Source organism: Rhizobium sp. CFBP 8762, from assembly GCF_014841565.1.
In the GTDB taxonomy this organism is placed as follows: Bacteria; Pseudomonadota; Alphaproteobacteria; order Rhizobiales; family Rhizobiaceae; genus CFBP-8762.
The window spans coordinates 145,906-159,648 of the sequence record NZ_JACYUD010000010.1; the positions used below are offsets into that span (position 1 = coordinate 145,906).

11 protein-coding genes are annotated in these 13,743 nt (G+C 57.3%); 6 read left to right on the forward strand and 5 right to left on the reverse strand.

What is annotated here, in order from left to right; genetic code table 11:
• Positions 1-8: 8 nt before the first annotated feature.
• Positions 9-617, reverse strand: a complete 609-nt coding sequence (gene hisB, locus IFT84_RS20020; RefSeq protein WP_192122386.1) for an imidazoleglycerol-phosphate dehydratase HisB — start codon at positions 615-617, stop codon at positions 9-11.
• Positions 618-818: 201 nt separating this feature from the next.
• Between hisB and hslV the strand changes: the two genes are divergently transcribed.
• The 5 genes from hslV (at position 819) to IFT84_RS20045 (ending at position 7,492) form a co-directional block, all read left to right on the forward strand.
• Positions 819-1,379 carry an ATP-dependent protease subunit HslV gene (gene hslV / locus IFT84_RS20025; protein ID WP_192122387.1) on the forward strand — a complete coding sequence of 187 codons (561 nt, stop codon included), beginning with the start codon at positions 819-821 and terminating at the stop codon, positions 1,377-1,379.
• 84 nt (positions 1,380-1,463) lie between these two features.
• Positions 1,464-2,771: an ATP-dependent protease ATPase subunit HslU gene (hslU, locus tag IFT84_RS20030; RefSeq protein WP_192122388.1), complete on the forward strand. Its 1,308-nt coding sequence runs from the start codon at positions 1,464-1,466 to the stop codon at positions 2,769-2,771.
• A gap of 163 nt (positions 2,772-2,934) precedes the next feature.
• Positions 2,935-3,828, forward strand: a complete 894-nt coding sequence (locus IFT84_RS20035; RefSeq protein WP_244651314.1) for a DUF1402 family protein — start codon at positions 2,935-2,937, stop codon at positions 3,826-3,828.
• A 60-nt stretch (positions 3,829-3,888) separates the two neighbouring features.
• On the forward strand, positions 3,889-5,289 hold the full coding sequence (locus tag IFT84_RS20040; protein ID WP_192122390.1) for a cytochrome P450: 1,401 nt from the start codon (positions 3,889-3,891) through the stop codon (positions 5,287-5,289).
• 34 nt (positions 5,290-5,323) lie between these two features.
• Entirely contained in the window at positions 5,324-7,492 is a 2,169-nt protein-coding gene (locus tag IFT84_RS20045; RefSeq protein WP_192122391.1) for a malate synthase G, read from the forward strand.
• 60 nt (positions 7,493-7,552) lie between these two features.
• On the opposite strand, the gene IFT84_RS20050 is transcribed toward IFT84_RS20045, so the two are convergent.
• The gene (locus IFT84_RS20050; RefSeq protein WP_192122392.1) at positions 7,553-8,236 is read right to left on the reverse strand and encodes a L,D-transpeptidase; all 684 of its coding nucleotides are present in this window, start codon (positions 8,234-8,236) and stop codon (positions 7,553-7,555) included.
• A gap of 178 nt (positions 8,237-8,414) precedes the next feature.
• On the opposite strand from IFT84_RS20050, the gene IFT84_RS20055 reads away from it, so the two are divergent.
• On the forward strand, positions 8,415-8,942 hold the full coding sequence (locus IFT84_RS20055; protein WP_192122393.1) for an MmcB family DNA repair protein: 528 nt from the start codon (positions 8,415-8,417) through the stop codon (positions 8,940-8,942).
• A gap of 103 nt (positions 8,943-9,045) precedes the next feature.
• On the opposite strand, the gene IFT84_RS20060 is transcribed toward IFT84_RS20055, so the two are convergent.
• From IFT84_RS20060 to hrpB, 3 genes are all read right to left on the reverse strand, one after another.
• Positions 9,046-9,630 carry an ActR/PrrA/RegA family redox response regulator transcription factor gene (locus IFT84_RS20060; RefSeq protein WP_192122394.1) on the reverse strand — a complete coding sequence of 195 codons (585 nt, stop codon included), beginning with the start codon at positions 9,628-9,630 and terminating at the stop codon, positions 9,046-9,048.
• Between the two features lie 67 nt (positions 9,631-9,697).
• Positions 9,698-11,008, reverse strand: a complete 1,311-nt coding sequence (locus IFT84_RS20065) for an ActS/PrrB/RegB family redox-sensitive histidine kinase (protein WP_192122395.1) — start codon at positions 11,006-11,008, stop codon at positions 9,698-9,700.
• A 15-nt stretch (positions 11,009-11,023) separates the two neighbouring features.
• Entirely contained in the window at positions 11,024-13,510 is a 2,487-nt protein-coding gene (gene hrpB / locus IFT84_RS20070; RefSeq protein WP_192122396.1) for an ATP-dependent helicase HrpB, read from the reverse strand.
• Between the last annotated feature and the right edge of the window lie 233 nt (positions 13,511-13,743).

The following is a 13,743-nucleotide window of genomic DNA, read 5'->3' on the forward strand; positions in this document are numbered from 1 at the left end:
AGTCCAGTCTAGCTCAGAGAGCCCTTGGTGGAGGGCACGCGGCCCGCCTGACGTGGATCGATTTCCGTCGCTGTACGCAAAACACGGGCAACGGCCTTGAAACAGGTTTCCGCAATATGGTGGTTATTGGCACCATAGATATTGCTGATGTGCAGCGTGATACCTGCGTTCTGCGCCAGCGCTTGAAAAAATTCCCGCACCAGTTCGGTATCGAACGTGCCAATTTTGGGCGATGTAAATTTAACATCCCATACCAGAAACGGACGGCCCGAAAGGTCCACGGCAGCGCGTGTCAGCGTCTCATCCATAGCAAGGTCGAGCGAGGCATAGCGTGTAATGCCGCGCCGGTCGCCCAGCGCCTTCGAGATCGCCTGCCCGATGGCGATGCCGGTATCTTCAACCGTGTGGTGGTCATCCACATGCAGGTCGCCATCAGCCTTGATGGTCATGTCGATCAGCGAATGCCGGGAGAGCTGGTCAAGCATATGGTCGAAAAAGCCAACGCCGGTTTCAATCGTCGAGGCACCGGTGCCGTCAATGTCCACGGACACGGCAATGGACGTCTCATTGGTTTTGCGGGCTACGCTGCCTGTTCGTGTAACCTGGTCCTGTGTCATCCGGCTCCTCATCAGAATGTCTTGGCAGAATGTGCTGATGTCCCCTTAACAGGCACGGGGGTGAATATCCAGAAGCGGGCCTGTATTTGCAATCCCTTCCTATTTGTAATTATCACGCATTTGTAATTATCGGGAGGGCACTTACATAGATCGCCAACAGCACCCCGGATTATCGGGGTCACAACAGTTTGCAGGATACATATGAGCGAACAGAATCCATACGGAACCATGCATGCAACCACCATTATCACTGTGCGCAAGGATGGTCAGGTGGTGATGGCGGGTGATGGTCAGGTCAGCCTCGGTCAAACGGTGATGAAGGGCAATGCCCGCAAGGTGCGGCGTCTGGTGAAAGGCGATGTCATCGCCGGTTTTGCCGGTGCTACAGCCGATGCATTTACGCTGCTGGAGCGGCTGGAAGCCAAGCTGGAACAGTATCCAGACCAATTGACACGCGCCTGCGTGGAACTGGCCAAGGACTGGCGGACAGACCGCTATTTACGCCGTCTTGAAGCCATGATGCTGGTGGCCGACAAGTCCGTGACGCTGGCGCTCACTGGCAACGGCGATGTGCTGGAGCCGGAACACGGCACCATGGCCATCGGCTCTGGCGGCAACTATGCCTATGCTGCAGCCCGCGCATTGATGGACACCGACAAGACGGCGGCTGAAATCGCCCGTCGCGCCATGGAAATCGCAGGTGATATCTGCGTCTACACCAATGGCAATATTGTCATGGAAACGCTGGACGCCGAGCGCTAATTCATTGTTTTGACGCATTGTCCAGACGTCAAAAGCGATTCCGCTTTGACTGGAAATGCTTAGTCGCTGGAAGGAAACCCCATTATGTCAACTTTTTCTCCCCGCGAGATCGTGTCGGAACTCGACCGTTTCATTATTGGCCAGCACGATGCCAAGCGCGCTGTCGCAATTGCGCTGCGCAACCGCTGGCGTCGCCAGCAACTGGATGATGATCTGCGCGAAGAGGTCATGCCGAAAAACATCCTGATGATCGGCCCGACCGGTGTTGGTAAAACCGAAATCTCGCGCCGTTTGGCAAAGCTGGCCGGTGCGCCGTTCATCAAGGTGGAAGCCACCAAGTTCACCGAGGTCGGCTATGTCGGCCGTGACGTGGAGCAGATTATCCGTGATCTGGTCGAAGTGGGTATTGGTCTGGTGCGTGAAAAGAAACGCGCCGATGTGAAGGCCAAGGCCCATGCCAATGCCGAGGAGCGCGTGCTGGATGCCCTGGTGGGCGCAACCGCGTCACCCGCAACTCGCGACAGCTTCCGCAAAAAGCTCCGCGGCAACGAGCTGGACGACAAGGAAATCGATATCGAAATTGCCGATACCGGAACCGGGGGCGGGGGCTTCGAAATTCCCGGAATGCCCGGTGCCAATATCGGCGTTTTGAACCTGTCCGATATGTTCGGCAAGGCCATGGGCGGACGCACCAAGAAGGTGCGCACGACCGTCAAGGAATCCTACGCTGTTCTGATCGATGATGAGTCGGACAAGTTGCTGGATGCCGAACAGATCAACCGGGAGGCCGTCCGCTCCGTCGAAAACGATGGGATCGTGTTCCTTGACGAAATCGACAAGATTGCAGCGCGGGAAGGCGGCATGGGGGCCGGTGTATCACGCGAAGGGGTACAGCGCGATCTGTTGCCGCTGGTGGAAGGCACGACGGTTGCCACAAAATATGGGCCGGTGAAGACCGATCATATTCTGTTCATCGCATCCGGCGCATTCCATGTGTCCAAGCCCTCCGATCTTCTGCCGGAACTTCAGGGGCGCCTGCCCATCCGCGTGGAGTTGAAGGCGCTGACGAAGGAGGACTTCCGCCGTATTCTGACGGAAACGGAAGCAAGCCTGATCCGCCAGTATATCGCGCTTTTGAACACGGAGGAGGTAAAACTGACTTTCACTGACGATGCGCTGGATGCGCTGGCCGATGTGGCCGTGCATCTGAATGCCAGCGTGGAAAACATCGGTGCCCGCCGCCTGCAGACGGTGATGGAGCGCGTGCTGGACGAGATTTCCTTCGCCGCGCCCGATCGCGGTGGTCAGGAAGTGGTGATCGACGCGGAGTATGTGCGCAAGCATGTCGGCGATCTCGCCGCTAACACCGATTTGTCACGCTATATTCTCTGATATTGCCGGCTTCAGTAAAAAGGAACGGCTCGGGCCTCGACAGGCCGGGCCGTTCCTTTTACCAAATGCACCTTAGCGAAGCGGCAGGTTCAGCATGAAGACTTTTTACAGGTTCGCGTTCATCGGCGCATTTGGGCTTTTCTGCCTGTCTCCTTTGGCCGCAATGGCGGACGGGGTTGTCAAGGTGCCACCGGGCAACCGGTATGAAGAACAGCCGCAGGTGCCGGGCGCTTCAACGCGCCGCACGAAAGGCGCGCGCACGACCTTTGATGCAAAATACGAAAAAGTACGGGACCTGCTGGCGACTGACAAAAAACTGGTCGGCAAGATCAAAGCCGCTGCACGGGCCTATGGCATAGACCCCATGCACATCGTCGGCGCAATTGTTGGTGAGCATACCTACAACGTGGACGCCTACGACCGGCTGCAATCCTACTATATCAAGGCGGCATCCTATGCGGGCAATACGTTCCGCTTCGGGTACAAGGACGAATCGATCACGCAGTTTCTGGATCGTCCCCAGTTTGACGAATGTGATACGAAAACCGGTTCCTATGCGTCCTGGTCCTGTGTCGAACGCATCTGGGACAAGCGGTTCCGGGGCGAAACGGTGGATGGGGTATCCTTCCCGAACAACCGTTTCAGCGCGGTGTTCTTTCAGCCCTTTTACGCCGGGCAAACATTTGGGCTCGGGCAGATCAATCCGCTGACGGCCCTGATGCTGACGGACAAGGTTTCGCGCGTATCGGGCTATCCGAAGCTCGATGCCAATGATGCGGCCTCCGTGTATCAGGCCATTATGGACCCGGATATCTCGCTCGCCTATATGGCTGCGATTCTCCGCAACTCCATCGAGGTCTATCGATCCGTTGCGGGTATGGATATTTCCGACAATCCCGGTCTGACCGCCACTCTCTATAATGTCGGTAACCCGGAGGTGCGTGCGGCTGCCCTTGCTGCCCGCAACCGTGGCGGCAAGGCACAGTTGCCGGAAGAGAATTATTACGGCTGGCTGGTCAACGATAAACTCTCGGAGCTTCGTCCGCTGCTGCGCTGATGTCTCCATGATTGCGCCTCAGAATCACGCCATACCGGTTGATCATTAGAGGTTAAAATCATGGATATGCGTCCGCTGCCGTTTGAACCACCTGCACCGATTCCTCCGGCAGTGCCGCCGTCTGGTTTGCAACTCCTGAAAACCGCGTTGCGAAACCCCCTGGAACTCTGGGGGGAGCAGGCCTACACGCAGCCCTGGGTGGATATGTCGCTCCTGGGGCAGCGCGCCGTCATCATCAATGACCCGGCACTGATCCGCTATGTGATGGTGGAAAATTCCAGCAATTATGAGATGTCGGCGGTACGCCAACTCGTGCTGAAACCAATCTTGCGCGATGGTTTGCTAACAGCCGAAGGCGAGGTCTGGAAACGCTCGCGCAAAGCCATGGCCCCGGTTTTCACGCCCCGCCACGCCAAGGGCTTTGCGGGGCAGATGCTGCGTATGACAGAGCGCTACGCCCGCAAATATGAGCAGGCGCAACCTTTCGTCAGCAACATTGCCAAGGATATGACGGAACTGACGTTCGATATTCTGTCAGAAACCTTGTTCTCCGGTGAAATCGCCACGGAAACGGAAGAGTTCGCTCAGAATGTGGACAAGCTTCTGCACCGCATGGGTCGGGTGGACCCGATGGATATGATGATCGCTCCGGCGTGGGTGCCACGTGTAACCCGCTTCGGCGGACGCAAGATGCTGAACGATTTTCGCCGAATTGTCGGCAAGACGATGGATGCCCGCCGGGAGCGGATGCGGATCGAGGGAGATGCGGTGCCGCAGGATTTTCTGACCCTGCTGCTGAAACTCGAAGGGCCGGATGGTCTGTCGCAAGCGGAGATTGACGATAACATCCTGACGTTCATCGGTGCCGGCCATGAAACCACGGCGCGCGCCTTGGCATGGACGCTGTACTGCGTGGCCAATGCACCGCATGTGCGCGACCGTATGGAAGCGGAAATAGACAGTGTGCTGGGCAGCGACGTTGAGCCTGTCGAATGGCTGGACAAGATGCCGATGGTGCGCGCGGCCTTTGAGGAGGCCATGCGCCTCTACCCACCAGCGCCGTCCATCAATCGTGCGGCCATTAAGGCTGACAGTTGGACGTCTCCCAGTGGCGAAACACTGACATTGGAAGCTGGAACGCCCATTCTGGTTATGCCATGGACGCTGCATCGTCACACCCTGTACTGGGAACGCCCGCGCGCCTTCATGCCGGAGCGTTTTCTGCCGGAAAATCGCGACAAAATTCATCGATTTCAGTACCTGCCGTTCGGTGCTGGTCCCCGCGTCTGTATTGGCGCAACTTTTGCCATGCAGGAAGCGGTGATTGCCTTGAGCGTTCTCATGCACGGCTTCCGGTTCGACATGACGCCCGAGACACATCCCTGGCCGGTCCAGAAACTGACCACACAGCCAAATGGTGGCTTACCCATGAGGGTGTCCTTGCGGGAACGGATGCAATAAGTTTATCGTGGTCTTCAACCAGTATGGAGGGGACATGACAAGACTTGAAAGTTACGGCCTGCATTTCGAGCCGGTCCTCTATGATTTCCTGATGTCTGAGGCGTTGCCGGGAACAGGCATTGATCCGGCAGGCTTTTTTGAAGCATTTTCGCGCATTGTCCACGATCTGGCTCCCAAAAATGTGAGCCTGTTGGCAAAGCGAGACGATTTTCAAGCCCGCATTGATGCCTGGTATCGCGCCAACGGTGCGCCGGTTGATCTGGACGTCTATAAAGCGTTCCTGACCGAGATCGGGTATCTCGTGCCGGAAGGCCCGGATTTCCAGGTATCGGTGCAAAACGTTGATCCGGAGATCGCGACCATCGCGGGACCGCAACTGGTCGTGCCTGTCATGAATGCACGCTACGCGCTGAACGCTGCCAATGCACGCTGGGGCTCTCTGTATGACGCCCTGTATGGCACCGACGCGATCAGCGAGGACGACGGTGCGGAAAGGCGCGGCCCTTACAATCCGGAGCGTGGCGCCAGGGTGATCGCGTGGGCGAGAGACTTTCTCGATGAGTCCGTGCCGCTGAGCGCAGCGAGCTGGTGGGACATCACTCGGATTCACGTGAAACAGGGCTCCCTCGTCTTCACCGTTTCCGAAAAGCACGAGGTTACGCTTCAGCACGCCACGCAATTTGCCGGCTATCGCGGCGATGCGGAAACGCCTGAAAGCGTGCTGCTTGCAAACAACGGTATTCACATCGATATTATTCTGGATGCGCATTCCACCATCGGCAGCAACGATGCGGCCCATATCTCCGATGTCGTGCTGGAATCTGCACTGACCACAATTATGGATTGCGAGGATTCGATCGCTGCCGTCGATGCAGACGACAAGGTCGCGGTGTACCGCAACTGGCTCGGCCTGATGAAGGGCGACCTAAAGGAAGAGGTGCAAAAAGGCGGTCGGTCGTTTACGCGTAGTTTGAACGCAGACCGCCAATACAGCGCACCGGACGGATCAGTCTTTCAACAGGCAGGCCGTTCCCTGATGCTGATTCGCAATGTCGGCCACCTGATGACAAATCCGGCTATTATCGACGCCGATGGCAATGAGATACCCGAAGGCATCATGGATGCCGTGATCACCTCGCTGATCGCTCTTCATGATATCGGACCCGCCGGTCTTGGGCAGAACTCGAGGGCCGGGTCGGTTTACATCGTTAAACCAAAAATGCACGGACCGGAGGAAGTCGCGTTCGCAGCCGAGTTGTTTTCGCGTGTAGAAGATATGCTTTCGCTACCGCGAAATACGCTGAAAATGGGGATCATGGACGAGGAGCGGCGCACCACCGTCAATCTCAAGGAGTGTATCCGGCAGGCGAAGGAGAGGGTGGTCTTCATCAATACCGGATTCCTGGATCGTACAGGCGACGAAATTCATACGTCGATGGAAGCCGGACCGATGATCCGCAAGGGCGATATGAAGCGCGCCAGCTGGATTGCAGCATACGAGAACTGGAACGTCGATATCGGCCTTTCCTGCGGTCTGTCGGGGCGCGCGCAGATCGGCAAGGGCATGTGGGCCATGCCAGACCTGATGGCGGCGATGCTGGAGCAGAAAATCGCGCATCCCCGCGCTGGAGCGTCTACCGCCTGGGTGCCATCGCCCACAGCCGCCACCTTGCATGCCACGCATTACCATCGGGTCAAGGTCACTGAGGCGCAGGAAACGCTAAAAACAAGGCCCCGTGCCAATCTCGACGACATTCTCTCGGTGCCGGTTGCGGTGCGGCCCAACTGGACACAAGACGAAATTCAGCGTGAGCTGGATAACAATGCTCAAGGCATTCTCGGTTATGTCGTACGATGGGTGGATCAGGGTATCGGGTGTTCCAAAGTGCCGGATATTGATAATATCGCGCTGATGGAAGACCGCGCTACGCTGCGCATCTCCGCCCAGCATATGGCAAACTGGCTGCATCATGGTGTGGTGACGGAAACCCGCATTATCGAGAGTATGAAGCGCATGGCCGAAGTGGTCGATGGGCAGAATGCGGGAGACCCGCTGTATCAGCCAATGGCCACGGATTTTGAAGCGTCCATTGCGTTTCAGGCTGCACTGGAGCTGGTGCTCAAAGGCCGCTCACAGCCAAGTGGTTATACGGAGCCTGTGCTGCATCGTCGTCGCAGGGAATACAAGGCACGACCTCACTGACTTTCAGATACAAAAAAGCCGCCGAATCACTTCGGCGGCTTTCTCCGGATTGCAACTCGATTACTGCTGAACAACGACGCGGGCGCGCTTGCCCGGACGGACGCGTTCGTAGAGATCGATAATGTCTTGATTCATCAGGCGAATGCAGCCCGAGGAGGCAGCGGTGCCGATGGAGTTCCACTCCGGCGTACCGTGCAGACGGAACAGCGTGTCCTTGCCTTCAGCATTGAACAGGTAAAGCGCGCGTGCGCCGAGCGGATTGGTAAGGCCAGGCTTCATGCCTTCCTCGCCATACTGCTTCAGATCAGGGCGACGGGCGACCATTTCCTGCGGCGGTGTCCACTTTGGCCATGCCTGTTTCCAGGCAATGTAGGCTTCGCCTTCCCACGCAAAACCGGCCTTGCCGACGCCGATTCCATACCGAACGGCCTTGCCGCCAGGCAGGACGTAGTAAAGAAAACGGTTCGGCGTGTTGACCACGATCGTGCCGGGTAGCTCGCTGGTGCGGTAATCAACGATCTGGCGGTGGAACTGGGGCTTCACGCGTTCGATGGGAACGGCGGGCAGAGCGAAACCGCTGTCCTCAACCGCGCCATATTCCGATGTGAAAATCTGATTCGTTGCAATTGGCTCGCTGACGGGCGCAGTGCTGGCAATTACAACGGGAGAATTGGTGGTGGAGCAGCCGGCAAGGGCAACAGTTGCCGCCAAGCTGCACAACAGAAGGGCATTGCGGAAGCGCATGGGAATTCTCTTGAAATAGGCGAGGAAAACCGGGTCTCGTCAAACACCCGTTGAATCGTTTTATTTTCGATCATAGCCTGTAATGCAAGCGAATGAATCAGCTGGAGCCGCAGTGCTGCTGCAAATTCTGCAATGATTGTTTTTTTGCAACAACCACAGAATATCTGGATAAACTTATATGGCGCTCGTTTCTCTGCACAAAACGCACACGCTGGTCGATGGCCGGCAATCCCAACGCGCCATGATGGTGCGTCGCGGGGTGCAGTCTCTGCTTTACGACATGCGCCACGCAGCGGTTCCAGAGCTGACGCTCGCCAGCGGTCGCCGCGCAGACCTGATCAGCCTGTCGCCCAAGGGCGAAATCTGGATCATCGAAATCAAAACGTCGATTGAGGATTTTCGTGTGGATCGAAAGTGGCCGGATTACCGTCTGCATTGCGATCGACTGTTTTTCGCGACCCATGCCGAAGTCCCGCTCGATATCTTCCCGGAAGAGTGCGGGTTGATTCTGTCTGACGGATATGGCGCGCACCTGCTTCGCGATGCGCCGGAACATCGTCTGTCACCCTCGACCCGCAAAGCGGTTACGCTGAGCTTTGCCCGCACGGCAGCCCAGCGTCTGATGCTGGCGGAGTGGGATATGGACAAGAACCGCGACTGTGGGGCAGTGCCGGATATTCTCTCCGGCACGCGGGATGTCGATTAGATCATATTCCGACCGGAGTGAAACGAGGATCGAAAAGAATATACTTTAACATGAGGATGTTAGAGCGTCGATCTGATACAATCAGATCGGGAGACGCTCTAATCTACTTCGGGGCGCGTTTGGCAAGAATCCGTTGCAGCGTGCGACGGTGCATATTCAAACGCCGCGCGGTCTCTGATACGTTGCGCTCGCACAGTTCATACACCCGCTGAATATGCTCCCACCGCACACGGTCGGCGGACATGGGATTTTCAGGCAGTTCGGCGCGTTCGCCGGAACGCTGCACCAAGGCTGCAAACACATCGTCGGCATCGGCGGGCTTTGCCAGATAATCGACCGCGCCCAATTTGACCGCGTTAACGGCGGTTGCGATATTTCCGTAGCCGGTGAGCATGATGATGCGCGTATCGCTTCGGCGGCTTCGAATCGCCTCGATCACATCCAGACCACTGCCATCACCCAGGCGCAAATCCACCACGGCGTATTTGGGCGGATTGGTCTTTGCCTTGGCAATGCCTTCGGCGGCCGATTCCGCTATTTCGACCGTGAAGCCACGCGTTTCCATCGCGCGGGCAAGCCGTTTCACGAATGGCGCATCATCATCAACAATCAACAGCGAACTATCCGGTCCAATGTCATCAGGATCGGATGAATTGTCGTCAAGTACCGCTGAGGTTGGATCGGTCATGTTTTAACCCTGCGCCGTTTCATTCTATTTAGGACTTGCTTATCACCGTTCAACCGGCGGAGACATGTCATTTTGCGAGTTTCGTATCCATCATGGCGCGGGGCCACTGCACCTGCACCCGTGCGCCCGGGCTATCCGGACCGCCATTCTCGAACGTCAGCTGCGCACCGGAGCGCTCCAAAAGTGTCTTGGCAATGAACAGGCCAAGACCAAGGCCGCCAGCGCTGTCGTCCTTCTGGCGTCTTGTCACATAGGGATCGCCGATTCTCATCAGAATCTCCGGTGCATAGCCTTCCCCGTCATCGGCAATGGTAATTGCCACCTTTTGAGGTGTGTGTTCAACCGTCACGGTAACTTTGGTTCTGGCGTAATCAACGGCGTTTTCGAGGAGATTACCGAGGCCATAGAGGATCGCGGGATTGCGGTTTCCAACGGGCTCTGCACTGCGCTCGCTCAATTCCACCATTTCGATTTCAATGCCGAACTCGCGGTGAGGCGCCACAACCTCTTCCATTAACGAGGACAAAGGCAGATGGCGCATATGATCTTCGTTCTCAGAGGACAGCGTTGTCAGTCGTCTCAGAATGTCGCGGCAACGTTCACTCTGGCTGCGCAGCAGGTGCACGTCTTCACCAAAGCGCGGATCGTTGCCAAGTTCCCGCTCCATTTCCTTTGCCACGACACTGATTGTGGCAAGGGGCGTGCCCAGCTCATGGGCCGCTGCTGCGGCCAACCCATCAAGCTGCGACAGGTGATTTTCCCGCTGCAACACCAGCTCCGTTGCTGTCAGCGCGTCGGACAATTCGCTGGCTTCCCGCGAAACCCTGAAAGCGTAAAAGGCTGCAAATCCCGTGGTGCATATAATGGCGAACCAGAGACCTGACATCAGAACAGGAGGCACCAGCAGTATGGTGCCGGAATACCAGGGCAGGGGGAAGGGTGTAAATGCCAGCGCGGTTATGCAAAGCACGGCCAGCACGGCCATGGCCAGGCTATGCCGAATGGGTTGCGACGACGATGAAATAATCACCGGCACGGACACAAGCGGGGCAAACGGATTGGCCAACCCGCCTGTTATGAACAGTAGTCCCGTGATTTGCGCCAGATCCGTCGCCAGCAGGATAAAAGCGGAGCGCGGCGTCAGCCGGTGCGATGGCGGGTAGCGCAGCGCCATATAGGTATTGATGGCCGCAAGCACTGCAATCAAGAGAGCGCAAGCCAGCAAGGGCACAGGAAAGCGCAGAACGAAAGCCACAATCAGCACAGCCAAAGACTGGCCTGCCACGGCAAGCCAGCGCAAACGCACCAGCGTTTGCAACCGGAGCCGATGGCTCAGGGTCGTACCTTCCTCGTCATATCTGCTCTGTATCAGCGCCATGTTCCCATCCAGTCTCTACGTTCCACGCGGCTTTACACGAGTTGTTGGCAGGGCTGTCGCCGGATCTTCCGGCCATGGGTGGCGGGGGTAGCGCCCTCTCATGTCCGCACGCACGTCCTTCCAGGACCCCGTCCAAAAGCCCGGCAGATTTCGGGTCGTCTGTATCAACCTATGGGCGGGCGACAGCAATTCCAGCAACAGCGGTCTTCGATCTGCTCCGATAACGGGATGAACAGTCAACCCGAACAACTCTTGTACGCGAATGGAGAGTACCGGTTCATCGCCATCATACCGAATGGGATGGCGCTGTCCCGTAGGCGCTTGAAAATGCGTCGGCGCAAGTCTCGTCAACTCATGGCGCAGCTCAGGACGCACCAGACACAACAATCCCTCCGATAGGCCGGATGCACTGATATCGCTGATACCGCTTGCCTGCGTTTGAAACGGTGTAAACCACACATCCAAAGTGTTTAGCAGTGCTTCCTCCCGCATATCGGGCCACCCATCACCACCTGTGCCATGCAGAAAGCCGATACGATCCCGCAACTGCGCGGCGTCCTTGGAAAAAGGCAGCACGCTCAATCCCAGATCACGCACCCCCTCCGCCAATGCCTGTGCGACGGCAGGGCCTTGGCGGACGGGTAGGGGCGTTTCTTCAAAGACGAGTGCACCCAGCCGCGTCACCCGTCTGGCGCGCACCTGCCGGCTCTGCCTGTCAAACACTACGTGGTCTTCGCGGACGATCGCGTCGGGCATTGTCTCATCGATATCTGCTCGACTGATCTCTGCTGCCGCCAGAATCCGTGCCTTTCCCGCCCTCCCGGTCACGTCGGCAATTACCAGCAGGGCGGAGGCAGCCAGTCTTTCCGTCTCATCCATTTCCGCCCCACGACCATTGGCCATGACAAAACGCCCCCGTCCGCCTCGTTGAAGCGCAATGCGGTCCGGATAGGCGCGCATCAACAACGCACCGGGCTGGGCACCGGGCTGGATTGCCTCGCGCGATTGCGCTGCCGGCGTAATCGTCTTGGCCATCCGGCGGGCAAGCTGGCGGGCGGCGTCTGACCGCTCACCCTTTTCGGTGCGAAAGCGGCGCAAGCGGCTTTCAAGGTCCACATCGGTGCCGCCAAGGCCCTGCTCGCTTAGGAGAACGGCCAGCATGCACGCATCCATCGCGTACCCGTCTTCAGCTGCAGAGACACACATAGCGGCCAGACGCGGAGGCAGCGCCAGCGCACGAATGTCCTCGCCGCGCTGGGTCAGCCGGCCATTGTCGTCAATCGCATCCAGTAGCTTCAGCAGCGCCTTGGCTTCCAGCACCGCCGGGGCAGGCGGTTGGTCGATAAACGGCAGCCGGGCTGGATCGTCCACGCCCCAGTGAGCAAGATCCAGTATCAAACCGGAGAGATCACTCTCCATGATTTGCGGCGGTGTGAATGCTGGTAAAGCCGAGTTTTGTCCCTCATGCCACAGTCTAATGGCGATGCCCGGTTCCGTACGCCCTGCACGTCCGGCTCGCTGGTCTGCAGAGGCGCGTGAAACCCGCACTGTTTCCAGACGTGTCATTCCGGTTGATGGCTCAAACACGGGGAGGCGCTGAAGACCGCTATCGATGACGATTCGAACGCCGTCGATGGTTATGGATGTCTCGGCAATGGAGGTCGCCAGCACGATTTTGCGTGTGCTGTCGCGTGTAGGCTTGATTGCCGTATCCTGCTCCCGTTGAGACAGGTTGCCATAAAGCGGTGCTATCACCGTATCCCCGGCAATCCTGCCTTCCAAACGCTCTGCGGTCCGACGAATTTCAGCCTGTCCCGGCAAGAACGCTAGAATGGAACCCGGATGTTCGCGATGTGCTTCCAGAATAGAGTGTGCCATCGTGTCTTCAATCCGCTCTCCAACAGGGCGCTCTTTATAGCGAATGTCTACGGGATAGCTGCGTCCAAGACTTTCGATCACCGGTGCGGAAGGGATCAACCCCGATACCTTGCCGACATCCAACGTTGCCGACATGACGACAATGCGGAGATCCTCGCGCAAGCCGGCTTGCACATCCAAAGCCAGAGCAAGCCCCGTATCGCCATCCAGCGAACGCTCATGGAATTCATCAAAGAGGACGACCGCAATACCGCTCAGTTCCGGATCATCCAAGACCATCCGCGCAAACACACCCTCGGTGACGACTTCTATTCGCGTACGAGACGTGATCTTGCTGTCCAGCCGCATCCGGTAGCCAACTGTGCCGCCGACGTCTTCATCCAAAAGGCTCGCCATACGGCTTGCGGCAGCCCGGGCAGCCAGCCGGCGAGGCTCGAGGAGAATGATCCGGCCGTCGCCGCGCCAAGATGCATCCAGAAGATAGAGCGGTATCAGCGTTGTCTTACCCGCACCCGGAGGAGCACAAACAATAACGGCGCGTCCGTTAATAAGAGCATCGTCAATATCCGGTAGAACATGAGATACAGGAAGAACAGGTAGCTGTGTACGGATCGATTCGGTCATATCTATGCGTACCATAGAGAGGGTTATCGTCTGCAACTCTTCGAAATGACGCAGCAGCCTGTTGCTCCCAGCTTTGCGGAGGTGTTGTTAGGAGCCTAAGCCGACGCATAGGCGCCTTAACCCGGAACATTCGCAAAGACTAATGATAGAATCGCAATTTTTATATTTAACTTCAACCACTTGCACGATTTTCATAAAAACGTTGCAATATGTGTTTGACATTTTTTGGGGTG